Origin of the sequence: Paraburkholderia sp., assembly GCF_024281035.1 — a bacterium.
Taxonomy (GTDB): domain Bacteria; phylum Pseudomonadota; class Gammaproteobacteria; order Burkholderiales; family Burkholderiaceae; genus Paraburkholderia.
Genome location: NZ_JAMXLH010000024.1, coordinates 14583 through 39029 on the forward strand (window position 1 = coordinate 14583; position 24447 = coordinate 39029).

The following is a 24447-nucleotide window of genomic DNA, read 5'->3' on the forward strand; positions in this document are numbered from 1 at the left end:
TCCGTGATGGGCGCCGCAGGCGCTTCTGGTGCCGCGCTTGATGCCGCGCTTGGTGCCACTCTTGATGCCGCTGCAAATAGTTCAGTGCCGCGAAAGATCATGCTGATCGTCTCACCGCTGCATACAAATGGCAAACCGCACCCAGCGTGAGTCGCGCTGCGTGCGGTTCGGGTCGTTGCACGGCTCAACTGGCTGCTTTGCCGTCGAGCGCGAGGTTCAGCTTGAGCACGTTCACACGCGGCTCGCCGAACACGCCGAACTGGCGCCCCTTCGTATAGCGGTCCACGAGCGCCTGCACGTCGACCGGATTCAGATGGCGCGCGCGCGCGACGCGCTCCACCTGATAGGCCGCCGCAGCCGGGGAAATCTCGGGATCGAGGCCGCTTGCCGACGACGTCACGAGGTCTGCCGGGATCGGCTGCGAAGTGGGCTGTGAAGCGGGCTGTGAAACGTCGGTGCCCGCGGCCTTGAGCGCGGCGATGCGGCCTTTGACCTCGTCGGCGAGCGCCGGGTTGGTCGGGCCCAGATTCGAGCCGCCGGAACTCGTCGCGTTGTACGGATTCGGCGACGTGGCCGAGAGACGCCCCCAGAAGTACTGCGGCGCGTCGAACTGCTGGCCGATCAGTTCGGACCCGGCCACCTTGCCGTCGACAACGATCAGGCTGCCGTTGACCGCGCGGTGAAACGCCGCCTGACCGAACGCCGTCATCACGGCCGGATACGCGAGACCCGTGATCGCCGTCAGCACGGCGAAGATCACGATAAGAGGACGAAACAGCGATTTCATGTTCTTTCCCGAATAGCTCATCAAATAGGCGCGTGCGGATCAGACCCAGCCGAACGCGGCGAGCACCATGTCGATCAGCTTGATCCCGACGAACGGCACGAGAATCCCGCCCAGGCCGTAGATCAGCAGATTGCGGCGCAACAGGATCGCCGCGCCGAGCGGCCGGTACTTCACGCCCTTCAGCGCGAGCGGAATCAGCAGCACGATGATCAGCGCGTTGAAAATCACCGCCGAGAGGATCGCCGAAGCCGGTGTCGCGAGATGCATCACGTTGAGCGCGTTCAACTGCGGATACGTGGTCGCAAACGCCGCCGGGATGATCGCGAAGTACTTCGCGAGGTCGTTGGCAATCGAGAACGTCGTGAGCGAGCCGCGCGTCATGAGCATCTGCTTGCCGATCTCGACGATCTCGATGAGCTTCGTCGGGTTCGAATCGAGGTCGACCATGTTGCCCGCTTCCTTCGCGGCCTGGGTGCCCGTGTTCATCGCCACCGCGACATCGGCCTGCGCGAGCGCCGGAGCGTCGTTCGTGCCGTCGCCGGTCATCGCCACGAGCTTGCCCTGCGCCTGGTGTTCGCGGATCGTCGCGAGCTTCGTTTCGGGCGTCGCCTGCGCGAGGAAGTCGTCCACGCCCGCTTCGGCCGCGATGGCGGCGGCGGTCAGCCGGTTGTCGCCCGTGACCATCACGGTCTTGATGCCCATCTTGCGCAGTTCGGCAAAGCGCTCCTTGATGCCGCCCTTCACCACGTCCTTCAACTCGATCACGCCGAGCACCTGCGCCGCGCCATCCTGCGGGCGATGCGCGACGACGAGCGGCGTGCTGCCGCGACGTGCGACGTCGTCCACAGCCTTATCGACTTCAGCCGGGAAGCGTCCGCCGTGCGATTCGACGTAGTGCCTGAGCGCGTCGGCTGCGCCCTTGCGGATTTCGCGGCCCGGCGTTCCGGCGCCCGGCCCGTTGGGAAACAGATCCACGCCGCTCATGCGCGTTTGCGCGCTGAACGAGAGAAACACCGGATGGAGCGTGCCCATGTCGCGCTGGCGAATGTTGAAGCGCTGCTTCGCGAGCACGACGATACTGCGGCCTTCCGGCGTTTCGTCGGCGAGCGAGGCGAGCTGCGCCGCATCCGCGAGGGCTTCTTCGGTCACGCCCGGGGCCGCGATGAACGCCGACGCCTGGCGATTGCCGAGTGTGATCGTGCCGGTCTTGTCGAGCAGCAGCACGTCCACGTCGCCCGCCGCTTCCACGGCGCGGCCCGACGTGGCGATCACGTTGGCCTGCATCATGCGGCTCATGCCCGCCACGCCGATCGCCGAAAGCAGCCCGCCGATGGTGGTCGGAATCAGGCACACGAGCAGTGCGACGAGCGCGGTGATCGTGACGACGTGGCCCACTGAATGTGTCAACCCGGCCGCTTCGACCGAGAACATCGAAAACGGCAGCAGCGTCGCCGTCGCGAGCAGCAGGACGATTGTGAGCGCAACGAGCAGGATCGTGAGCGCGATCTCGTTCGGCGTCTTCTTGCGCTTCGCGCCTTCGACCATGGCGATCATGCGGTCGAGGAACGCTTCGCCGGGGTTCGCCGTGACGCGCACGACGATCCAGTCGGAGAGCACGCGCGTGCCGCCCGTCACCGAAGAAAAGTCGCCGCCCGATTCGCGGATCACCGGCGCGGATTCGCCGGTAATGGCCGATTCGTCCACCGAAGCGACGCCTTCGATCACTTCGCCGTCGGCCGGGATCGTATCGCCCGTTTCCACGAGCACCACGTCGCCGCGGCGCAGATCGGTCGCGGTCATGATGCGGATCGGCGCTTTCGGATGCGGCTCGTTGAGCTTCTTCGCCATGACGTCGCGCTTGGCCTGGCGCAGCGACGCGGCCTGCGCCTTCGAGCGCCCTTCCGCGAGCGCTTCGGCGAAGTTCGCGAACAGGACCGTGAACCACAGCCACAGCGTGACGGCGAGAATGAAGCCCTGCGGCGCCTCAGCCTGGCCGTTGAGCGCGGCGATCCACAGGATCGTCGTGAGCACGCTGCCCACATACACGCAGAACATCACCGGGTTGCGAAGCTGGGTGCGCGGCGTGAGTTTCCTGAACGAGTCCACGATGGCCGGACGCAGGAGCGCCGGATCGAACATGGACCGTGTAGCACTATGTTGATTCATGTTGGTGAAGTCCTGTTCAATGCACGCCCATCATGATCAGATGCTCGACGCCGGGGCCGAGGGCGAGCGCGGGCACGTAGGTCAGCGCGCCGACGAGCAGCACGGTGCCGAGCAGCAGCACGACGAAGAGCGGTCCGTGGGTGGGCAGCGTGCCGCCGGTTTCGGCGAGACGCTTCTTGCCGGCGAGCGAACCCGCGATGGCAAGCACCGGAACGATCGTGCCGAAGCGGCCGAACCACATGGCGATGGCGAGCATCCAGTTATAGAACGGCGTGTTCACCGTGAGGCCCGCGAAGGCGCTGCCGTTGTTGTTCGCCGCCGAGCTGAACGCATAGAGAATCTCCGAGAAGCCATGCGCGCCTGGATTGGCGATGCCGGTCTTGCCCGCGTCGGCGAGCACGGCAATCGAGGTGCCGAGGAGCACGAGCATCGGCGTGAGCAGCACGACGATGGAAACCATCTTCATCTCGAACGACTCGATTTTCTTGCCGACGTATTCGGGCGTGCGGCCAATCATCAGCCCCGCGACGAACACCGCGAGCAGCGCGAACACGAGCATGCCGTAGAGCCCCGAGCCGACGCCGCCGAAGATCACTTCGCCGAGCTGGATGAAGAGCATCGGAACCAGGCCGCCGAGCGGCGTGAGCGAGTCATGCATCGTATTCACGGCGCCGCACGACGCAGCGGTGGTCGTGACCACGAAGAGGCTGCTCTGCGCGATGCCGAAGCGCGTTTCCTTGCCTTCCATGTTGCCGCCCGCCTGCAGCAGGCTCGCATGCTGATCGACGTTGAGCGTCGTGAAGAGCGGATTGCCCGCCTGTTCCGCGCCCAGTTCGACGCCCACGGCAAGCACGAAGGCAATCGTCATGACGGCCAGCACCGCAATGCCCTGGCGCCGGTCGCCCACGACGTTGCCGAACACGAGACAGAGCGCCGCCGGAATGATCAGGATGGCCAACATCTCGACGACGTTCGAGAACGGCGTCGGGTTCTCGTACGGATGCGCGGAGTTCGCGTTGAAGAAGCCGCCGCCGTTGGTGCCGAGCATCTTGATCGCGACCTGCGAAGCGGCCGGGCCCATGGCAATGGTCTGCGTGGCGACCTTCGTGGCGACCGTGACGGCATTGCCCTGCGCGTCCTTCACGGGGTTGCCCTGCGCGTCGAGCTTCGGCGCTGCGTACGTGGTGGCCTGAAGCACCGGCACGTCCTGATACGCCTTGAAGTTCTGGATCATGCCCTGGCTCATCAGGAGCGCGGCGATGACCGCCGCCATCGGCACGAGGACGTAGAGCGTCGTGCGCGTGAGGTCGACCCAGAAGTTGCCGATGGTCTGCATCGAGTGGCGCGCAAAACCGCGGATCAGCGCGATCACGACCACGATGCCCGTCGCCGCCGAAAGGAAGTTCTGCACGGTGAGACCGAGCATCTGCGTGAGGTAGCTCACGGTCTGCTCGGGCGTGTAGTCCTGCCAGTTCGTGTTGGTGACGAAGCTGACGGCCGTGTTGAACGCGCCGTCCACGGTCATCGGGCCGAACTGCTGCGGATTGCCCGGCAGCCAGCCCTGGATGCGCAGCAGCACGTAAAGAAACACCGTGCCGAGCACGTTGAACGAAATCGTGGCGAGCGCGTAGCGCTTCCAGTTCATCTCGGCTTGCGGATCGACGCCCGCGATGCGATAGAGCAGATTTTCGAGCGGCGCGAACAGGCGCACGACGCGCGAGCGTCCGTCGAGAACCCGCGTGATATAGCCCGCGACCGGCACGGCGAGCGCGAGCAGGATGACGAGGAAAATGCCGGTCTGCAGCAGATTGTTGGCGTTCATTCGATATCCTCCGCGCGCAGGAGCGCGTAGATGAGATAGCCGAACAGCAACAGCGTTGCCGTACCCGACAACCACAGGATCCAGGTCATGAGCGGGCTCCCCGCTCGCCGCGCCCGTACTGCATGAGCTTCTCGCAGCCGGCCAGCAACGCGTACGTGAGCCCCGCGAACACCGCCAGCCCCCCGATGCACAGCACGTCCATTGTCTTGTTCTCCATTGACGGATTTCGTATGGAGAACAGTACGGGTTTGCGCGTCAAGAACGGATTAAAGGTCGCTGGATGCCTATAAAAAACGCGTAAAAATGCGCGTAACAGAACGCATAACCGCCGCCCGCACGCAGCGTGACCATGGAAAAAGGCGCGCAAGCGAGGCTTGCGCGCCTTTAATGTCAGAGACGATCGCGGTGGGGGCGATCAGGGAATGAGGATGGTCGAGCCGGTGGTGCGGCGCGCTTCGAGATCGGCGTGCGCCTGCCCGACGTCCTTGAGCGCATAGCGCTGATTGATCGACGTCTTCACCTTGCCCGACGCGACGACCTCGAAGAGTTCGGCGGCCATCCGCTCGTAGTCGGCGCGTTTGGCCATGTAGGTGAAGAGCGTCGGGCGCGTGAAGAACAGCGAGCCGCGTCCGGCGAATTCCGACGAATCGATCGGCGGCAGCGGACCCGACGCATTGCCGAAGCTCACGAATAGACCGAGCGGCGCGAGACAGTCGAGCGACTTTGCAAACGTGTCCTTGCCGATCGAGTCGTACACCACCGGCACGCCCGCGCCTTGCGTGATGTCGCGCACGCGCGTGGCGAAATCCTCGCGCGTGTACACGATCGGGTAATCGCAGCCGTGCGCTTTCGCGATTTGCGCCTTCTCGTCGGAACTCACGGTGCCGATCACCGTCGCGCCGAGCGCCTTCGCCCACTGGCAAACAAACAGTCCGACGCCGCCCGCGGCGGCCTGGATCAGGATCGTGTCGCCCGCCTTCACGGGATACGTGCGGCGCAGCAGATATTGCGCGGTGAGGCCCTGGAGCATGATCGATGCGGCGGCCTCGTCGCTGATCGCATCGGGCAGGCGGATCAGCTGATCGGCGCGCAGCACGCGCTCCTCGGCATACGCGCCCGGCGGACGCGCCACGTACGCGACGCGGTCGCCCGTCTTGAGGTCCGTCACGCCGGGGCCGACCGCCGACACCACGCCGGCCGCCTCCATGCCGAGCCCCGCGGGCAGCGGCTGCGGATAGAGACCGGTGCGGAAATACACATCGATATAGTTGAGCCCGCACGCGGTTTGCCTGAGGCGCACCTGGCCCTCGCCCGGCTCGCCCGTGTCGACGTCCACCCACTTCATGACTTCGGGGCCGCCGGTCTGCTCGATTCGGATTGCCTTGCTCATCGTGTCTCCTTGTTGTGTTGATCGCGCTGCGGGTCGCTGCAGGCCGCTCAGGCCGCGCCCGAAACACGCACCTTGAGCGCGTCGAGAATCATGCGCGCCGTCGAGATATTCGTTGCGCACGGCACGTTGTGCACGTCGCACGCGCGCACGAGTGCGTTGATGTCCGGCTCGTGCGGCTGCGGCGTCATCGGGTCGCGCAGGAAGATCACCATGTCGACGCGGCCCTCGGCAAGCTGCGCACCGATCTGCAGATCGCCGCCGTGCGGGCCCGAGAGCATGCGCTCGACGTTCAGGCCGTGCGCAGCCTCGATACGCGAACCGGTCGTGCCCGTCGCGATGAGTTCGCAGTGGCGCAGCGTATCGGCGAATTCGCCGGCCAGTTTGACGATGTCGTCTTTCTTGTGGTCGTGCGCGATCAGCGCGACGCGAGTTGCCATGACTTCGGTGCTCCTTCGTTTCAGGTGGTCAAGGTACGCCGGAAATTACAACTCGGAATGTGCCCGCTCAATAGGTGCCGGGGAACGCGCCGCCGTCGATCAGCCAGTTTTGTCCCGTGATATAGCCCGCGTGAACGCTGCACAGGAACGCGCAGGCGCGGCCGAACTCGTCGGACGTGCCGAAGCGGCGTGCCGGAATCGACGCGAGGCGGCGCTCGCGCACTTCGTCGACCGGGCGTCCGCTCGCCCGCGACTGCGCGACGAGCGTGGCCTGGATGCGGTCGGTATCGAACGCGCCCGGCAGCAGATTGTTGATCGTGACGCCCGTCGCCGCGACCTGGCGCGCGACGCCCGCGACGAAGCCCGTGAGCCCCGAGCGCGCGCCGTTCGAGAGGCCGAGCACGTCGATCGGCGCCTTCACCGACGAACTCGTGATATTGACGATGCGCCCGAAGCCGCGCGCGATCATGCCGTCGACGGTGGCCTGAATCAGCGCGATCGGCGTGAGCATGTTCGCTTCGAGCGCGGCGGTCCACGCCTCGTGCGTGTACGAGCGGAAGTCGCCGGGCGGCGGCCCGCCCGCGTTGTTGACGAGAATGTCCGGTTGCCCGCACGCGGCGAGCGCGGCGGCGCGGCCTTCGCCGGTGGTGATGTCGCACGCGACGGTTTTCACCTCGACGCCCGTATTCGCGCGGATCTGCGCGGCGGTTTCCTCGAGCGTCGCTGCGGTGCGCGCAACGATCGTGACGTTGACGCCCTCGGCGGCGAGCGCCTCGGCGCAGCCGCGGCCGAGGCCCTTGCTTGCCGCGCACACCAGCGCGCTGCGTCCTGCGATGCCCATGTCCATCGTGATCCGGTCCTTTCGTGCTTGCGTGCCGCCCCGGCCTGCCACTTGCCTGCATGCCGCGCGGGTGGGTTGATCTAGCGTCGATTGCTTGACGGCTGCTTGACGGCTGCTTGACGGTTGCTTAACGGTTGCTTGCCGCTTGCGCGGCAGCCGCTCGCGGCTGGCGCCCCGCCGTTTTACGGATTCTAGAAGAATCGCGCCCGCCGCGCCCGCCCTGGCACGACATCGCGGGCTTTGACGCATGCCGGGCGGGACCGGCGCAAGCACGCCGGAGCACAGGCATATCCCGTATACTCCACGCTGTAGCGCGGCCAGTGCGCTGCGCGAGCCGCGCCGGCCATCTCTTCGGCCGCCTGCCGCGCACGGCTGCAACGCGTTTTCCCAGATTCCCCGATTCCTCTTGCAGCCTTGTGCGCCCCGCCATGAAACAGGACAGCCGTTTTCCCAACCTCTTCATCCTCGACCACCCGCTGATCCAGCACAAGCTCACCCACATGCGCGACAAGGACACGTCCACGCGGACGTTCCGTGAACTGCTGCGCGAAATCACGCTGCTGATGGGCTATGAAATCACGCGCGACCTGCCGGTCACGACACGCCGCGTCACGACGCCGCTCGTCGACGTCGACGCGCCCGTGATCGCGGGCAAGAAGCTCGCGATCGTGCCGGTGCTGCGCGCGGGCGTCGGCATGTCGGACGGACTGCTGGAACTGATCCCGTCGGCGCGTGTGGGCCATATCGGCGTCTATCGCGCCGACGACCATCGCCCGGTCGAGTACCTCGTGCGCCTGCCCGACCTCGAAGACCGGACGTTCATCCTGTGCGACCCGATGGTCGCGACCGGCTACTCGGCGGCGCACGCAGTCGACGTGCTCAAGCGCCGCGGCGTGACGGGCGAGCGCATCTCGTTCCTTGCGCTGGTGGCGGCGCCGGAAGGCGTCGAGGTATTCCAGCGCGCGCACCCGGACGTGAAGCTCTACGTCGCCTCGCTCGACTCGCATCTGAACGACCACGCCTATATCATCCCGGGCCTCGGCGACGCGGGCGACCGGCTCTTCGGCACGAAGAACTGACGACGGCGGCGCGTTCCCCGCCAGCGGTTTTGCCCGGCGCCGCGCCTCCTGGTCGCGCCGGGCCGCCGCAAAGCGGACCGAAGCAGACTGAAGCGGGCAAAACACCCGCACGAATCACCCGGGGCAAATCGCCCGCGCAAATTAGCCGCAAAGAGCGCCCTGCCCGCTGTCTGGGGGCCACGGTTCGGCGACGCCGCCGTGATAAAATTCAGATCCACCTGAACGGGCGTCCGGCGCGCCCGCTGCATGGCGCGCCCACCCCGCGCATGCGGCCCGCGCGAACCGGATACGCGCCGCAGCCGGCCGCCGCCGTGTGCAACGAAGCACAGCCGGGCGCAATCAAGCGCAAGACGGCGCCTGGCTCGCGAGCGCACCGCGTTTCGGGCGGACAAACCAATCATGGGCGTACCGGCCACGCGCCGCAGCGGCGGCACTGCGCAGCCTCGCCCGCAAACACGCATCGACAACTGCAGATTGCACAATGCAAGCGCCCGCGCTGGCGCATGCGACGGAGAAAGGTATGGCGGGTCATTCGAAATGGGCCAACATCAAGCACAAGAAAGCCGCTACTGACGCGAAGCGCGGCAAGATCTGGACGCGGCTCATCAAGGAAATCCAGGTGGCGGCGCGCATGGGCGGCGGCGATATCGACTCCAACCCGCGCCTGCGTCTGGCGGTCGACAAGGCGTACGACGCCAACATGCCCAAGGACAACATCAACCGCGCCATCCAGCGCGGCGTCGGCGGCGTCGATGGCGCGAACTACGAGGAAATCCGCTACGAAGGCTACGGCATCGGCGGCGCGGCCGTCATCGTCGACACGATGACCGACAACCGCACCCGCACCGTCGCGGAAGTGCGCCACGCGTTCTCGAAGTTCGGCGGCAACATGGGCACGGACGGCTCGGTGGCGTTCATGTTCGATCACGTCGGCCAGTTCGTGTTCGCACCGGGCACGCCGGAAGACAAGCTCATGGACGCCGCGCTCGAAGCGGGCGCCGACGACGTCGTGACGAACGAGGACGGCAGCATCGAAGTGGTCTGCCCGCCGTTCGATTTTCCGAAGGTGAAGGCCGCGCTCGAAGCCGCGGGCTTCAAGGCGGAAATGGCCGAAGTCACGATGAAGCCGCAGTCGGAAGTCGAGTTCACCGGCGACGACGCGGTGAAGATGCAAAAACTGCTCGACGCGCTGGAAAACCTGGACGATGTCCAGGAGGTCTACACCAACGCGTCGATCGCCGACGAATGACGCAGGCAGCGCCCTGCCGGGGCGGCAGCGCCGCGTCATCGTCATACAGCGTGTGATACCGCGGCCGGCGCCCACGCGCCGGCCTCACTGTTTTCTGGTCTTTCGGGGATTCAAATGAAGTTACTCGTCGTCGGTTCTGGCGGCCGCGAACATGCGCTGGCGTGGAAGCTCGCCCAGGCGCCGCGCGTGCAGCTCGTCTACGTCGCACCGGGCAACGGCGGCACCGCGCAGGACGAGCGGCTCGCCAACGTCGACATCACGGACATCCACGAACTCGCCGACTTCGCCGAGCGCGAACAGGTCGCGCTGACCGTGGTCGGTCCCGAAGCGCCGCTCGCAGCCGGCATCGTCAACGTGTTCCGCTCGCGCGGTCTGAAGGTCTTCGGCCCGACGAAGGAAGCCGCGCAGCTCGAAAGCTCGAAGGATTTCGCCAAGGCGTTCATGAAGCGCCACGGCATCCCCACGGCCGCCTACGAGACCTTCTCCGATGCAGCCGCCGCGCACGCCTACGTCGACACGCACGGCGCGCCCATCGTCATCAAGGCCGACGGCCTCGCCGCAGGCAAGGGCGTGGTCGTCGCGATGTCGCTGGAAGAAGCGCATCAGGCCATCGACATGATGCTGGCCGACAACCGGCTCGGCGACGCCGGCGCACGCGTCGTGATCGAGGAATTCCTCGCGGGCGAAGAAGCGAGCTTCATCGTCATGGTCGACGGCAAGCACGTGCTGCCGCTCGCATCGAGCCAGGACCACAAGCGCCTGCAAGACGCCGACCAGGGCCCGAACACGGGCGGCATGGGCGCCTACTCGCCCGCGCCCATCGTCACGCCGCAACTGCATGCGCGCGTGATGCGCGAAATCATCCTGCCGACCGTCGCGGGCATGGAGAAGGAAGGCATCCGCTTCACGGGCTTCCTCTACGCCGGGCTCATGATCGACGCGCAGGGCAACCCGAAGACGCTCGAATTCAACTGCCGCATGGGCGACCCCGAAACGCAGCCGATCATGGCGCGCCTGAAGGGCGACTTCTCGAAGGTCTTCGAGCACGCGATCGCGGGCACGCTCGACCAGGTCGAGCTGGAATGGGACCGCCGCACGGCGCTCGGCGTCGTGCTCGCCGCGCACAACTACCCGGACACGCCGCGCAAGGGCGACCGCATCAGCGACATCCCCGCCGAAACCGCCAATTCCGTGACTTTCCACGCGGGCACGCAACTCGTCGACGGCAAGCTGCTCACGTCAGGTGGCCGCGTGCTGTGCGTGGTCGGCCTCGCGGATTCGGTGCGCAGCGCGCAATCGGTGGCTTACGAGACCGTGAACCGCATCTCGTTCGACGGCATGCAGTATCGCCACGACATCGGCTATCGCGCCGCTGGCCGCAAGCAATAAAAGCCGCACCGCCGCCGTCTCGCAAGACGGCGGCGCGGCCTGACCGCCGGGTTTCGGCGCTGCGGTTCACGAGATGTTGGCCAGGCGCTCGCCGGGTCCGGTGCCCCGTGCCGCTCGCCGGTGCATGTACGAACCGGAGCCACCCGAGCCTGAACCAAGCGAGCCGCCGCACCACAGCTGACGGTGCTGTGCAACCCGCGCAAACCGGGCCAGAACCCCGTCGCGGCCCGGCGCCAGGCTCGCGCGACAGCGCGAACGTGCCGCGCATCCGGCCTGGCTGCGCGCCGTCGGCTGCCCGAACGGCGCTACACTGCCGCTGTCAGCCGTGCCGCGCGCTCATCCGCGCGCCAGCGGCCCGACACCGGCCACCGAACCACGCCATCATGCCCGCCAAAGCTGTCCGGCGCGCGGTTCGCCCCGCCGGGTTCGCCCCGCCGTTAACACTGCCGATAGCATCGCTGTTGACCCATTAAGCCCGCACATAACGATGACGACCGACTCAATCAGCACTGGCGCGCCCAACGAGCGCACGACTCCCGACAGCGGCGCTGTGCGCGCCTGGCTGTCCGGCTTGCAGACGCAGATCGCCGACGCGCTCGGCAGCTTCGACGGCACGCCGATGGCCACCGACCGCTGGCAGCGCGCCGCAGGCGAGAAGCTGCGCGGCGGCGGCTGCACGCGCATCCTCGAAGACGGCCAGTTCTTCGAGCGCGCGGGCATCGGTTTCTCGGATGTCTCGGGCGACGCCCTGCCGCCCTCGGCCACCGCCGCGCGCAACGGGCTCGACGGCCGCGGCTTCGAGGCGATGGGCGTCTCGCTCGTCCTGCACCCGCGCAATCCGTACTGCCCGACCGTGCACATGAACGTGCGCATGCTGCTCGCGACCAGGGCCGGCGAAGCGCCCGTCTTCTGGTTCGGCGGCGGCATGGATCTCACGCCCTACTACGGCTTCGAGGAAGACGCACAGCATTTCCATCGCGTCTGCCAGGCGTCGCTCGCGCCCTGGGGCCCGGATCTTTACCCGCGCTTCAAACACTGGTGCGACGAATATTTCTTCCTGAAGCACCGCAACGAAGCGCGCGGCATCGGCGGGATATTCTTCGACGACTACGCCGAAGGCGGCTTCGAGCAGGCGTTCGCGATGGTGAAGAGCGTCGGCGAGGGCTTTCTCAAGGCGTATCTGCCGATCATCGAAAAGCGCCGCGCGACGCCGTATGGCGAAGCCGAGCGCGAATTCCAGGCCTACCGGCGCGGCCGCTACGTCGAATTCAATCTGGTCCTCGACCGCGGCACGCATTTCGGTCTGCAAAGCGGCGGGCGCACCGAGTCGATCCTGATGTCGATGCCGCCCAGCGCGACCTGGCGCTATGACTGGCGGCCGCAGCCGGGTTCGCCGGAAGCGCGCCTCTACACCGATTTCCTGCCCGTGCGCGACTGGATCTGACGCCGTGACGCCAGTCGATTCGCCTCGTCCGCTCGCGCGCCGCATCGGCCTGCTCGGCGGCACCTTCGATCCGATCCACGAGGGCCACCTCGCGCTCGCACGGCGTTTCGCCGGGCTGCTCGGCCTCACGGAACTGGTGCTGCTGCCGGCCGGTCAGCCCTGGCAGAAGCCCGAGGTGAGCGCCGCCGAGCACCGGCTCGCGATGACCCGCGCGGCCGCCGCGTCGCTCGCGCTGCCGGGCGTGACGGTGCGCGTCGATACCGACGAGATCGAGCACGACGGCCCCACGTACACCGTCGAGACGCTGCGCCGCTGGCGCACGCACAACGGCAGCGACGCTTCGCTCACGCTGCTGATGGGCGCCGACCAGCTGCTGCATCTCGACACCTGGCACTTCTGGCGCGAACTGTTCGCCCTCGCGCACGTCGGTGTGGCGAGCCGTCCGGGCTTCGATTTCGCGTCGGTGCCGCCTGCCGTCGCCGCCGAAGTCGAAGCACGGCGCGCCGCGCCCGCCGCGCTCGCCGCGACGCCGCACGGCTGCGTCATGATCGACGAGGCGCTCGCGTACGATGTGTCGGCCACCGAAATCCGCCGACAGATCCGCGCGCGCCGTGCCGCGCACGACACCGGCGCGCCCGGCATCGGCACACCCACCGCCTCCATTCCCGCGCCCGTGTGGGACTATATTCTTCAACATCATCTGTACCACGAGTAAATATGGACATCCGCAAACTGCAACGCGCTATCGTCGACGGCCTCGAAGACGTGAAGGCACAGGACATCAAGGTGTTCAACACCAGCCACCTGACCGAACTCTTCGACCGTGTGGTCGTCGCGAGCGGCACCTCGAACCGCCAGACCAAGGCGCTCGCCAACAGCGTGCGCGAGAAGGTCAAGGAAGCCGGGGGCGACATCATCAGCACGGAAGGCGAGGACATCGGCGAATGGGTGCTCGTGGATTGCGGCGACGCGGTCGTCCATATCCTTCAACCGGCGCTGCGCCAGTACTACAACCTCGAAGAAATCTGGGGCGACAAGCCCGTGCGCCTCAAGCTCGCGAGCGTCGGCGGTTTCTCGGGTGCGCAGCCGAGCGAGCCGATGGACGACGAAGACGAGGACGACATCGGCCACGCGGCGCCCGCCGCCGCGAAAAAGCCGGCAGTGAAGAAAGCTGCGGCAAAAACCGCTGCCAAGCCCGCCGCCAGGAAGACTGCCGCAAAACCCGCTGCCTCACGGCCCGGCGCACCCGCGCGCAAGAGCCCTGCGCGCCGCAGCGCCGCGAAGTGAGCGCCGCGCACACGCTGATCAGATGAAGCTGCATATCGTCGCCGTCGGCCACAAGATGCCGGACTGGATCGCCGAGGGGTTCGAGGAATACACGAAGCGCATGCCGCCCGAGCTGCGCATCGAGTTGCGCGAGGTGAAGCCCGAGCAGCGCTCGTCGAGCCGCAGCGCCGAAAGCGTGATGGCCGCCGAGCGCACGCGCATCGAAGCGACGTTGCCGAAGAACGCGCGCCTCGTCGCCCTCGATGAGCGCGGCAAGGACTGGACCACGATGCAGCTCGCGCAGGCGCTGCCGCTGTGGCAGCAGGACGGGCGCGACGTGGCGTTCCTGATCGGCGGCGCGGACGGGCTCGACCCGCAACTCAAGTCGCGCGCCGATCTGCTCCTGCGCGTGTCGAGCCTCACGCTGCCCCACGCGATGGTGCGCGTGCTGCTCGCCGAGCAGCTGTACCGCGCGTGGACCATTACGCAGAATCACCCCTATCATCGCGTTTGATCCGCGCAAATCCGCACGATTTGCGCAATCCGCATGATTCGCAAGATTCGCGCGCAGCGGGCGCTGCGCGCGCCGTTTTTCCTGATCCGCTTGATTCGATTGATTCGCTTGATCCGATTGATCCGATTGATTCGACTATCCGCCACGTCCGAGACGCTCAGATGGCCTCCTCCGTGACTTATCCGTACGTTTATCTCGCCTCGCAAAGCCCGCGCCGCCAGGAGTTGCTGCAGCAGCTCGGCGTGCGCTTCGAACTGCTGCTGCCGCGCCCCGACGAGGACGCCGAAGCGCTCGAAGCCGCGCTGCCCGGCGAGCGCGCCGCCGACTACGTCACGCGCGTGTGCGCGGCCAAAGCCGACGCGGCGCGCGCGCGGCTCGTCGCGGGCGCGCATCCGTTCGCGCCGATCCTCACCGCCGACACCACGGTCTCGATCGACGGCCATATCCTCGGCAAGCCGCACGACGCCGCCGACGCCTACGCGATGCTCGAACGCCTCGCCGGGCGCGACCACGAGGTGCTCACCGCAGTGGCCGTCGTCGATGCGGCAGGCGTGTGCCTGCCCGTCGCGCTTTCGCACTCGCATGTGCGCTTCGCCGCCGCGCTGCCCGCGGCAATTGCGCGCTACGTCGCGAGCGGCGAGCCCTTCGGCAAGGCCGGTGCATACGGCATTCAGGGCCGTGCAGCCGAATTCGTCGAGCGAATCGACGGATCCTATTCGGGTATCATGGGTTTGCCATTATTCGAAACAGCCGCGCTCCTGCGCGCGGCGCGCATCGACTTTTAGAACAACACCATGAACGAAGAAATCCTGATTAATGTCACGCCTCAGGAGACGCGCGTCGCGCTCGTCCAGCAGGGCGCAGTGCAGGAGCTTCATGTCGAGCGCACGCTCTCGCGCGGGCGCGTCGGCAATGTCTATCTCGGCCGCGTCGTGCGCGTGCTGCCGGGCATGCAGTCGGCATTCATCGACATCGGCCTCGAACGCGCCGCATTCCTCCACGTCGCCGACATCTGGCAGCCGCGCATCGCCGGCGAAACGCATCAGAGCGCGCCGCATCAGCCCATCGAGAAAACCGTCTTCGAGGGCCAGACGCTCATGGTGCAGGTCGTGAAGGATCCGATCGGCACGAAGGGCGCGCGGCTCTCGACGCAGGTCAGCATCGCGGGACGCACGCTCGTCTATCTGCCGCAGGAACCGCATATCGGCATTTCGCAGAAGATCGAAAGCGAAGCCGAGCGCGAAGCGGTGCGCGCGCGCCTCACGGCCGTGCTGCCCGCCGACGAGAAAGGCGGCTACATCGTGCGCACGATTGCCGAAGACGCATCGAGCGAAGAACTCGCCGCCGACGTCGCGTATCTGCGCAAGACCTGGACGACGATTCTCGCGCAGGCGCAGCGCCTGCCTGCAACGAGCCTGCTCTATCAGGACCTGAATCTCTCGCAGCGCGTGCTGCGCGATTTCGTGAACGAAGAGACGACGCGCATGCAGGTCGATTCGCGCGAAACCTTCCAGAAGCTCATGGAATTCGCGGTGGAATTCACGCCGGCCGTGTCGCCGAAGCTGCATCACTACGCGGGCGAGCGCCCGCTTTTCGACCTCTACAACATCGAGGCCGAAATCCAGCGCGCGCTGTCACGGCGCGTCGATCTCAAGTCGGGCGGCTACCTCGTGATCGACCAGACCGAGGCGATGACGACGATCGACGTGAATACCGGCGGCTACGTGGGCGCGCGCAATTTCGACGACACGATCTTCAAGACCAACCTCGAAGCGGCGCACACGATCGCGCGCCAATTGCGCCTGCGCAATCTCGGCGGCGTGATCATCATCGACTTCATCGACATGGAGAACGTCGAGCATCGCGAACAGGTGCTCGGCGAACTGAAGAAGGCGCTCTCGCGCGACCGCACGCGCGTGACCGTGAACGGCTTCTCGCAACTGGGGCTCGTCGAGATGACGAGAAAGCGCACGCGCGAATCGCTCGCACACGTGCTGTGCGAGCCGTGCCCCACGTGCCTCGGCAAGGGCCAGGTGAAGACGGCACGCACGGTCTGCTACGACGTGCTGCGCGAGATCCTGCGCGAGTCGCGCCAGTTCAATCCGCGCGAATTCCGCGTGGTGGCGTCGCAACAGGTGATCGACCTCTTTCTCGAAGAAGAGTCGCAGCATCTCGCGATGCTGATCGACTTCATCGGCAAGCCGGTGTCGCTTCAGGTCGAGTCGAACCTGAGCCAGGAACAGTACGATATCGTGCTGATGTAATGCAGCATCACGGAGCACAGCAGTTGAACCAGCAGCGCGTCACCATCGGACAGATCGGCGAATTCGATGAAATCATCGACGTCAGAACGCCGCTCGAATACGCAGAAGACCACATTCCCGGCGCGATCAACGCGCCGGTGATGAGCAATGAAGAACGCGTGATTGTCGGCACGCTGTACAAGCAATCGCCGTTCGAAGCCGCACGCGTTGGCGCGGCAATCGCCGCGCGCAACATCGCCGCGCATCTCGACACGCTCTTCGCCGAACGGCCGCGCGGCTGGCGCCCGCTCATCTACTGCTGGCGCGGCGGCAAGCGCTCCGGGTCGATGACGACGATGTTCAACATGATCGGCTGGCGCGCACGCCAGCTCGAAGGCGGCTACAAGGCGTACCGGCAGTCCGTGGTCGAGGCGCTCGGCGCCCTGCCCGCGAACTACCGCTATGTCGTGCTCGCAGGGCCCACGGGCAGCGGCAAGACGCGCCTGTTGCAGGCGCTCGCGGAAGCCGGTGCGCAGACGCTCGATCTCGAGGCACTCGCGGCGCATCGCGGCTCGCTGCTCGGCGCACTGCCCGAACGCGGGCAGCCGTCGCAGAAGTCGTTCGATACGGCGCTGATTCAGGCGCTGCACGCGCTCGATACGGAGCAACCGGTGTTCGTCGAAGCGGAAAGCCGGCGCATCGGCACCATCACGGTGCCGGTCGCACTCATCGATACGATGCGCGCGGCGCCATGCGTCGTGGTAGATGTGGCGCGCGACGAGCGCGTCGCGCTGCTGCTGGAGGAATACGGCCACCTGCTCGCTGACCGCGGCTACTTCCGGGAGCAACTGCTGAAGCTCGTGCCGCTGCACGGACACGAGCGCATTGAGACGTGGTGCCGTCTGCTCGACGCCGACGATCGCATGACGCTGACCGAGGCGCTCGTCGCCGAGCACTACGATCCGGCCTACACGCGCAGCACCCGGCGCAACTTCGCGAAACTGGAAGCGGCGCCGCGTTTTGCGTTCCATCCGGTGCGCGGCGACACTGTCGCCCAGGCGCGAACGCTACTCGATCAATTGCGCGAGACCCGCGCCGAGAGCGACGATAACGCCGATAACACTAACAGCGACGCCAGCGCACTTCGCTGAGCGGCGCGGCGCGGCGCGGCGGCTCACAGTCCGCCTCGTTGCGCCCTCAACGGAAAGCGGCGTGCTCAGTGGTTGTACATCGCGTTCCAGTCCTGCGCCGACACCTTCGGCTGGCCACCGGCTTGCGACGAGCCATCAGCCACGCCGCCAACCCCGGTCTTCGCGTTCAGCGCGGCCACGCGTGCTTCAGCGGCCTGGATCGCTTCCGGATAGTTGGTGTTGTCGCCTTCACCGACGTGGTAACCCACCTGCTCGAGTTGCACGAGTTCCGCGCGAACCTGCTCACGCGTAATAGTCGAGTGCGACTGGGCGAACGAAGCAACGGGAACAACGAGTGCGGCGGCAACGGCAACGGCTTGAATCAGGGACTTCACGGTACATCCTCCATTTGCTGATTCGGCCTGCATGCGACGGTGTGTGCATGTGACCGATGAACACAGTCTAGGAGGATCGAGAGTCAGGGTTAACCCCTGATCTTCTAAAATACCGTTCCAGGTATCGAAAGAATCGGCGGGTATCGCTTCTGCATCCCTGTAAAAGGGTCCGCGAGTGCGTTTGTTCGTCCGGTCGTCCGTCGCAACGTCATCGGGGACCGATGAAGGGTGTCGTGCGCGGGTGTGTCGTGCGGATGCGACCTGGTGGGAGCAGCCAACAGCGCGTTCCTGGCGAGCGCACGAGTGCCGCAGTGGCCGCCGCCGATTAGCTAAACGCGCGCTTGATGCGGGACTTCAGCAACGCGCGCTTCAGGCGTACCGTGTGCTCCGGCTCGGACAACGCCAGCGGCCCGCTGATGGGCTGACCGCGCCGCAGAAAATAACGGTCGAACGTCGCCTGCGTCATACCCCACTTGTTGAGGAACTGGCGCCGCCCGTCGTTCTTCACGATCTTGCCGGTGCTCTTTTGCTGGAAGTGATAGACGAGGCTGTCGCCAACGCCGAGAAATACGCGGCATCCGGCGGCCCACAGCTTCATCGAAAAGTCGTTGTCGCTGCTCATGCCGGGGCTCAGCTCGCTGCTGTAGCCCCCAAGCTTGTTCCACCAGTCCCGATGCACGAGCGTGGGCGGCCACGTCGCACCGCGCCAGTCGGCCCGCACGAGCCTGGGCGTGGCGGCAACGAGTTCGTCGGCGCGAAAGGCCTCGGCGCTGCGGCCGAAGTCCTGAACCACTACGCACGAATTGCCCGTGTCGACGGGCTCGATCATCGTGCCCGACAGCATGAACAGATCGGACGGCATCTGTCCGATGCGGCGCACGAGTGCTTCGTCCCAGCCCGGGCAGCAATACATATCGTCATTCATGTAGACGATGTAGTCGTGCTTCGCACGTGCGGCTGCGAGATTGACGGCGTGGCAGATGCCGATGTTCGCCGGTGATGCGGTGTACTCGATGCCGTTTGCGCGCACCCAGTCGAGGGTGCCATCCGAGCCGTCGTTCACGTGGACGATGATCTGATGCTGGTGTGTCGAATGACGCTGCAGGCTGTCGATCACCAGCTGGAGATACGCCAGGTTGTTCCAGGTCGGGATTATGATAGAGAACATCGAATGGGTCCGTTAGGATCGGCGCCGGCCTGAGCGCCGCAACTGCCGCAATTGCCGCAATTGCCGCAGCCACCCCGGCTGCATCGAGTCATTTACTGCGACAGGGCAAATTGCGTAACCGCGCGCGACAAAACGCGCGCAAACGATCGCGCCGGAACTCTGACCGGGCATTGTACCGCCGAGTCCACCGAAAGCAGAAATCGCCGGTTTTCACCACCTTGCCGCGCACGCCGGGAGCGTCCCGCGCGGCCGCAGCCTCAGGGCGGCCGATATAATGCAAGGTTTGCATTCTCGAGGCGAAAGTGCCCGAGGCCTGATTGATCGTCTATGAAACTAATACGCAGCCTTCAATTACCTTCCGCAGCCTTTCTCTTTCTCGCACCAGCCGTGAACCTGGTGTGGCGCGGCGGCACCGGCTACAGCTTCTTCGCCCTTCTCGCGCTCGCGCTCGGCGCCGCCATTGCCAACCGGCACACCCCCGGTTATTTCGCAGGTCTGCGCATCTATCGCTGGTACACGGTTGGGATGAGCGCGTTCATCATCGCCATTGCCGTTCAGCAAACGGTGTTCCACTTCTGGCTGCCACGCCAGTTCGATGCGCTTTCACGTTTTCCGCTCGCCCTGCTGATTTTCCTCTTTCTGCGCCAGATGCCCACGCGCCACCTGAAGTCTATCGGCTGGGGCTGCGTGGTGGGCGCGATCGCCGTCGGCATTGCGGCGCTCATCGATCAGCCGCCCGGCGGCTGGGGCGATGCGCATCGCATGGGCAACTGGTACACCAATCCGATTCCGTTTGGTGACACCGCATTGCTGCTCGCCTTCCTGTCGCTCTTCACGCTCGGCTGGGACAATCCGCCTCACTGGCGCACCCTCGTGCCCAGACTGCTCGCGCTCCTCGGCGGCGGCTGCGCCTCGATTGCGTCAGGCACGCGCGGCGGCTGGCTCGCCATTCCCGTGTTCGTGATCCTGCTGGCGGCGCAATACCGCTGGTTCGCGCACAAGATACGCTTCGTAGCGCTGGTGGTCGTGCTTGTGCTCGCATCCGCCGCGACCCTTTCGCTCAAACCGGTCCAGCAACGCATCGCCGACGTCACCAGTGACCTCACGATGGCACGGCGCGGCGTCGTCGGAACCTCGATCGGCGAACGGCAAGCCCTTTGGGAGGCGTCTGGCAAACTCTTCGTGCAGCATCCGCTTTACGGCATCGGCAAAGGACATCTCTCGGACGTACTGAACGAAATGTCCAAGCAGGGTAAATCACCGCCAGAAATCGTCAACGAACGCGCGCATAGCGATTTCTTCTCAACGCTCGCCGAGTTGGGACTGGTTGGCGTGGCGTGCCTCTTTCTCTTTTACTTCGGGATTTCGGTGTACTTCTGGCGCGAGCGGCACGCGACCGATCCGACTATCCGCGCGGCGTCGTATGCGGGGCTTGCCGTCGCAACCAGCACGGTCATTTTCGGGCTGACCATCGACGTGCTGGTGCCGGTCATGGTGACCTCGCTACTGGCGTTGATGGTCGCCACGCTGCTCGCCGTCATCGACGCGCGCAAGCGCGAGCTGGCCGCGGTACGCCAGGCGCGCCCGCTCGAAGTTCAGGCCGACGACATCAGAGCATAGAGCGCCTGGCAGTGTGCATCGACGCCCGGGTCATAGGTGAGGTTCGCGAGCGGATCGGCGATCTGGGCATTGCCGCTGCGCACGCGTGCCACGGCCGCCTCGATCGCCCGTTCGAAACTGCCCGGCGACTGCCGTGAGAATTCGATCTTGGCGTTTCCAGTGACCGTTTCCGCCGAGCCGACGTTATCGGCAATCACAAGCGGCGTGCCGCACATCACCGACTCCACGCCAACGAGGCCAAACGGCTCATATTCCGAAGCCACCACCGTGAAATCGGCTGCAGCGAAGAGCTTTTCGATCTCGTTGCTGTACCCCGCATAGCGAATCGTATCGCTCGTCTTCGGCACCGGCCGCCCGGCGACAACCAGCAAAACCGGCAAGGTCGTCTTCGCAAAAAACGCTTCGAGGAGCGGATAGCCCTTGCGCTCGTGACTCGTCGAAGAAAACACGAAAACCACGCGATCCGAAGGCCAGCCGAATTGCTCGCGCAACTGCGCGCGCTGAGCGTCGGCCAGCGGGCGAAAGCGCGCGATGTCGACCGGGGGATACAGCACGTCGATGCGCTCGGCGGGCACACCATAGAAACGCTGCAACTCGCGGCTCATCAACTGCGAATGGGCCACGATCTTTCGCGCCTGCGAGTAGACACGGCGTTCGAGGTCGATTTGCCAGACGTCGCTGCGCCGGACCGCCCGGCGCGCAGCCTCGATCGATCCCGGGTGCGTGCCGCCGCACAACGCGATGTCGGCGTGCGTCGTGTGGTTGATCGAGAACACGCATGCCGGGCGATGCCGCTTCAGGCACTGCTTCAGACGCCAGTCGAATGCGAAATTACGCAGCTTGCGCGGCGCCCAGCGCACATTCAGCGGCTTCTGCTCGATCCATGCGGCTTCGGGCAGCGAGCGGTCGATTTCACGGGCAAACAACGTCGGGCGCAACCCGAGGCGATGAAAGCCCGCAATCACGTCACGCGTGTAACGCTCGGCGCCGCCGCTGTTCTTGAGCGCCTGGGCGGTCAAGGCGATGTCGGTGAGCGTGCGCTTTGTCGGATCGGACAAGGTTCAGGTCTCGATGAAGATTGCGGGGTCGCCGGCAAACCATGCGTGCCATGCAGCACGCCCTGCCACGCGGGTATGTCAGAACAGCCGCGATTGTATCAACACGCACGGCGTGCAACCCTGTTGAACACCGTCTGCGCAGCGTAGTTCCAGCGGATTCAGGATACGAGCGGCATGGCAGTGCTGCTGGGAGCCGGCGCTAGTGCGTGATTGATCCCATTCCGACGTTCGGCTACGCGGAGAAGCGCGTCGCCGGGTCGCGACACCGATAATATGCGTCGCGATCCTTAGCAACACAGGTATCCAACCGTCCGGGAATGGATTCGCTTACGCACCCTTAGATACTGACCGCCTCCCGCATTAGCACGCTATACGAGCGCATTTTCCAGGCATTAGAACTGAAATATTACACAGGATAACTGATCGGTTGAATTACTGTTAAAGCCATTCTGAAATGTCCGCTTTCCAGCCACATTCAAATGTCCGCGTCTAAAGAGGGCCGGGATTATCTATTGCGTGTTACAGATCACGCAGTGTCGAAGGACCTCGCCTGATCTGGCAGCGCGCTGACGCCCGTTGCACTGCGCCTGGCGGAGCGACGGCCAGGTTTGCCGGGCGACTTCTGCGCCTGCCTGCGTTGTGCCGGATCGACGATCACATGCTCAACGTCGGTCGGCGTGAACTCGCGCTGCTTATTCGTGCCGGACTGACGTTCTGGCTAGCGAACCTCGGCACCCCGATTCGTGCAGGAAAGCGAGCCGGACGCCCGGCGATTGTCGCGTTGCGCCTACACCGCCTGTGCGACCTGGAGCAAGTGGCTCAGGTGCTTATGTTCGACCACCGTGCCCTGATCGACTTCCGCCAACCGGTCTTCCGTCTTGACGGCCGCGAACCGCATGCCCGGACGCTGGGCGGCTTCCCAGATCGCCGCGGCGTCGGCAGCGTCATTCTTGTTTGACTTCACGAACGGCCACGCGAACCGGGCTGCGATGAGCCGCACGTCGTGGCCAGGCCGCGCCAGGACCCGGGCCGAGTGGTGACCGCTGCCAGATGTTTCCACAATGACACGGCTCGCAGGCCGATTGGCGAAGAACGGGACGAGCTGGGCGCGTTTGAGCACCTTGCTGTGAATCGCGCCGGTCTCAGGCTCAACATAGTGAATCTGGAAAGCGAATTTGGCCAGGTCGATGGCAATGGTCGTGGGTTCCATCTGGTTCTCCTTGGCGGCAGAACTGCCGAACCAGCAATGTGACACGCACAGGATTCGAGCCCGCGGCGCCGGACAGCCCGTTAAGGCGGGAGGCGGCCATTCCATCTACTTTGCTCTTACAATTACCCCGTTCGCCAGTAACCCGCTCCGCGCCGACGGGCCGAGCTAACCACGCACACATGATCGACAGCCCGCATCCCGCCACATCGGCACCACTGCCGCCCACACCCGCCGTCGCACCGGAACGCGAGCGACCGCTCGTATCCGTACTGCTGATCGCCTACAACCAGGAACGGGTGATAACCGATGCCGTGCGCAGCGTCCTCGCACAGACGTGGACACCACTTGAAATCATCATTTCGGACGATGCATCGAGCGACGGCACCTTTACCGCGATCGAAGCCGCCGTGGGCGGATACGGCGGCCCGCATCGGGTCACAGTGCGGCGCAATGAGGTCAACCAGGGGATCAGCGCGCATCTGTCGCAACTCGCTCAGATGGCAAAAGGGGAGTTGCTGTTCGTGGCGGCAGGCGACGACGTGTCGCTGCCCTCCCGCTGCGAGCGGGTGGTCGAACACTGGCTCGCGCACGAGCGGCATCCCGACCTGATCGCCACAGACCTGATCGATATGGATGCAACAGGCGATGTCCATGCGCCCATCGCGCCCACTGAACTCGACGGCTATCGGAACTTCGACGACTGGCTGGCCCAGCGGCCCTGGCTGGTCGGCGCCGCCCATACGTGGTCACGGCGGCTCTTCGAACGCTTTGGCCCGATGTTGCCGGGCGCCGCTGCTGAAGACCAGATCATGGTGCTGCGCGCGATCCTTTCGGGCGGAGCGCTGAGCCTGCGCGAACCGCTCGTCTGCCGCCGGCGCGGCGGGCTGTCGCAAAAGCGCAGCTATCGATCGGTAACCGAACAGATAGCGCGCATGAAGCGCAACAATCGCTATGAACTGGCGGAGCTGGCCCAACTGCAGCACGACGCGGACACGGCCGGCGTCGGCGCGCGCATGCGTGAGGCGCTTGCGCCCGCGCTCGCGCGCAAGCAGTTCATTCAGGCGATGTTCGATGCGATGGGAGGCGCCGAGCGGCTCGCCCTCCTCTTGCGTAGCGATGGCGTGAAGCCCGGCCTGCGCATCCGGATCTACCTGTATGCCGCGTGCCCCGGGATCTACGCACCGGGGATCTGGATCAAGCGCATCGCGCGAAGAAATCGGCGCTAAAGCCGACGCCAGG

General features: G+C 65.6%; 23 protein-coding genes and 2 pseudogenes. 12 read left to right on the forward strand and 13 right to left on the reverse strand.

Annotation, left to right across the window (positions count from 1 at the left end):
- Positions 1-184: 184 nt before the first annotated feature.
- The 8 genes from kdpC to Q0L30_RS07460 form a co-directional block, all read right to left on the reverse strand.
- Positions 185-787 carry a potassium-transporting ATPase subunit KdpC gene (gene kdpC, locus Q0L30_RS07425; protein WP_296653278.1) on the reverse strand — a complete coding sequence of 201 codons (603 nt, stop codon included), beginning with the start codon at positions 785-787 and terminating at the stop codon, positions 185-187.
- A 39-nt stretch (positions 788-826) separates the two neighbouring features.
- Positions 827-2953: a potassium-transporting ATPase subunit KdpB gene (kdpB, locus tag Q0L30_RS07430; RefSeq protein WP_296653281.1), complete on the reverse strand. Its 2127-nt coding sequence runs from the start codon at positions 2951-2953 to the stop codon at positions 827-829.
- Positions 2954-2969: 16 nt separating this feature from the next.
- Positions 2970-4775: a potassium-transporting ATPase subunit KdpA gene (gene kdpA, locus Q0L30_RS07435; protein ID WP_296653283.1), complete on the reverse strand. Its 1806-nt coding sequence runs from the start codon at positions 4773-4775 to the stop codon at positions 2970-2972.
- Positions 4772-4864 (reverse strand): K(+)-transporting ATPase subunit F, encoded by a 93-nt coding sequence (gene kdpF, locus Q0L30_RS07440; RefSeq protein WP_296653285.1) that lies wholly within the window; start codon positions 4862-4864, stop codon positions 4772-4774. Before kdpF ends, kdpA begins: the two co-directional genes overlap by 4 nt.
- On the reverse strand, positions 4861-4977 hold the full coding sequence (locus Q0L30_RS07445) for a potassium ABC transporter ATPase (RefSeq protein WP_293042580.1): 117 nt from the start codon (positions 4975-4977) through the stop codon (positions 4861-4863). Before Q0L30_RS07445 ends, kdpF begins: the two co-directional genes overlap by 4 nt.
- 213 nt (positions 4978-5190) lie before the next feature.
- Positions 5191-6165 carry a quinone oxidoreductase gene (locus Q0L30_RS07450; RefSeq protein WP_296653287.1) on the reverse strand — a complete coding sequence of 325 codons (975 nt, stop codon included), beginning with the start codon at positions 6163-6165 and terminating at the stop codon, positions 5191-5193.
- Between the two features lie 47 nt (positions 6166-6212).
- Entirely contained in the window at positions 6213-6602 is a 390-nt protein-coding gene (locus Q0L30_RS07455; protein ID WP_296653289.1) for a methylglyoxal synthase, read from the reverse strand.
- A gap of 67 nt (positions 6603-6669) precedes the next feature.
- Complete coding sequence (locus Q0L30_RS07460) at positions 6670-7449, reverse strand: SDR family oxidoreductase (RefSeq protein WP_296653291.1); 780 nt, start codon at positions 7447-7449, stop codon at positions 6670-6672.
- 422 nt (positions 7450-7871) lie between these two features.
- On the opposite strand from Q0L30_RS07460, the gene upp reads away from it, so the two are divergent.
- The 10 genes from upp (at position 7872) to mnmH (ending at position 17778) form a co-directional block, all read left to right on the forward strand.
- Entirely contained in the window at positions 7872-8522 is a 651-nt protein-coding gene (gene upp / locus Q0L30_RS07465) for a uracil phosphoribosyltransferase (RefSeq protein WP_293042573.1), read from the forward strand.
- Between the two features lie 520 nt (positions 8523-9042).
- Entirely contained in the window at positions 9043-9771 is a 729-nt protein-coding gene (locus Q0L30_RS07470) for a YebC/PmpR family DNA-binding transcriptional regulator (protein ID WP_296653296.1), read from the forward strand.
- Between the two features lie 114 nt (positions 9772-9885).
- A complete protein-coding gene (gene purD / locus Q0L30_RS07475) occupies positions 9886-11160 on the forward strand; it encodes a phosphoribosylamine--glycine ligase (RefSeq protein WP_296653299.1) in 1275 nt (424 codons plus the stop codon).
- A gap of 487 nt (positions 11161-11647) precedes the next feature.
- Complete coding sequence (gene hemF, locus Q0L30_RS07480; protein WP_296653301.1) at positions 11648-12604, forward strand: oxygen-dependent coproporphyrinogen oxidase; 957 nt, start codon at positions 11648-11650, stop codon at positions 12602-12604.
- 4 nt (positions 12605-12608) lie between these two features.
- Positions 12609-13319, forward strand: coding sequence for a nicotinate-nucleotide adenylyltransferase (locus tag Q0L30_RS07485; RefSeq protein WP_296653304.1), 711 nt, complete (start codon positions 12609-12611; stop codon positions 13317-13319).
- A gap of 2 nt (positions 13320-13321) precedes the next feature.
- Entirely contained in the window at positions 13322-13891 is a 570-nt protein-coding gene (gene rsfS / locus Q0L30_RS07490) for a ribosome silencing factor (protein ID WP_296653307.1), read from the forward strand.
- A gap of 22 nt (positions 13892-13913) precedes the next feature.
- The gene (rlmH, locus tag Q0L30_RS07495) at positions 13914-14384 is read left to right on the forward strand and encodes a 23S rRNA (pseudouridine(1915)-N(3))-methyltransferase RlmH (RefSeq protein ID WP_293033550.1); all 471 of its coding nucleotides are present in this window, start codon (positions 13914-13916) and stop codon (positions 14382-14384) included.
- Between the two features lie 161 nt (positions 14385-14545).
- Entirely contained in the window at positions 14546-15169 is a 624-nt protein-coding gene (locus tag Q0L30_RS07500; protein WP_293033548.1) for a nucleoside triphosphate pyrophosphatase, read from the forward strand.
- Between the two features lie 9 nt (positions 15170-15178).
- Positions 15179-16648: a ribonuclease G gene (gene rng / locus Q0L30_RS07505; protein ID WP_296653311.1), complete on the forward strand. Its 1470-nt coding sequence runs from the start codon at positions 15179-15181 to the stop codon at positions 16646-16648.
- A 23-nt stretch (positions 16649-16671) separates the two neighbouring features.
- Entirely contained in the window at positions 16672-17778 is a 1107-nt protein-coding gene (gene mnmH, locus Q0L30_RS07510; RefSeq protein WP_296653386.1) for a tRNA 2-selenouridine(34) synthase MnmH, read from the forward strand.
- 65 nt (positions 17779-17843) lie between these two features.
- On the opposite strand, the gene Q0L30_RS07515 is transcribed toward mnmH, so the two are convergent.
- Together Q0L30_RS07515 and Q0L30_RS07520 are read right to left on the reverse strand one after the other, a co-directional pair.
- The gene (locus tag Q0L30_RS07515) at positions 17844-18152 is read right to left on the reverse strand and encodes a DUF4148 domain-containing protein (RefSeq protein ID WP_296653313.1); all 309 of its coding nucleotides are present in this window, start codon (positions 18150-18152) and stop codon (positions 17844-17846) included.
- A gap of 325 nt (positions 18153-18477) precedes the next feature.
- Positions 18478-19320 carry a glycosyltransferase family 2 protein gene (locus Q0L30_RS07520; protein WP_296653316.1) on the reverse strand — a complete coding sequence of 281 codons (843 nt, stop codon included), beginning with the start codon at positions 19318-19320 and terminating at the stop codon, positions 18478-18480.
- 327 nt (positions 19321-19647) lie between these two features.
- Between Q0L30_RS07520 and Q0L30_RS07525 the strand changes: the two genes are divergently transcribed.
- On the forward strand, positions 19648-20940 hold the full coding sequence (locus tag Q0L30_RS07525) for an O-antigen ligase (RefSeq protein ID WP_296653319.1): 1293 nt from the start codon (positions 19648-19650) through the stop codon (positions 20938-20940).
- On the opposite strand, the gene Q0L30_RS07530 is transcribed toward Q0L30_RS07525, so the two are convergent.
- From Q0L30_RS07530 to Q0L30_RS07540, 3 genes and pseudogenes are all read right to left on the reverse strand, one after another.
- Positions 20916-21998, reverse strand: coding sequence for a glycosyltransferase (locus Q0L30_RS07530; RefSeq protein WP_296653322.1), 1083 nt, complete (start codon positions 21996-21998; stop codon positions 20916-20918). The two genes, Q0L30_RS07525 and Q0L30_RS07530, sit on opposite strands and share 25 nt — an antisense overlap.
- A 526-nt stretch (positions 21999-22524) precedes the next feature.
- A pseudogene (locus Q0L30_RS07535) lies at positions 22525-22869 on the reverse strand (ISNCY family transposase); the annotation flags it as partial.
- Positions 22864-23208, reverse strand: a pseudogene (locus Q0L30_RS07540) (IS110 family transposase); the annotation flags it as partial. The pseudogenes Q0L30_RS07535 and Q0L30_RS07540, both read right to left, overlap by 6 nt.
- Positions 23209-23387: 179 nt before the next feature.
- Here Q0L30_RS07540 and Q0L30_RS07545 point away from each other — a divergent pair.
- Positions 23388-24434 (forward strand): glycosyltransferase, encoded by a 1047-nt coding sequence (locus Q0L30_RS07545; RefSeq protein WP_296653388.1) that lies wholly within the window; start codon positions 23388-23390, stop codon positions 24432-24434.
- Positions 24435-24447 lie beyond the last annotated feature (13 nt).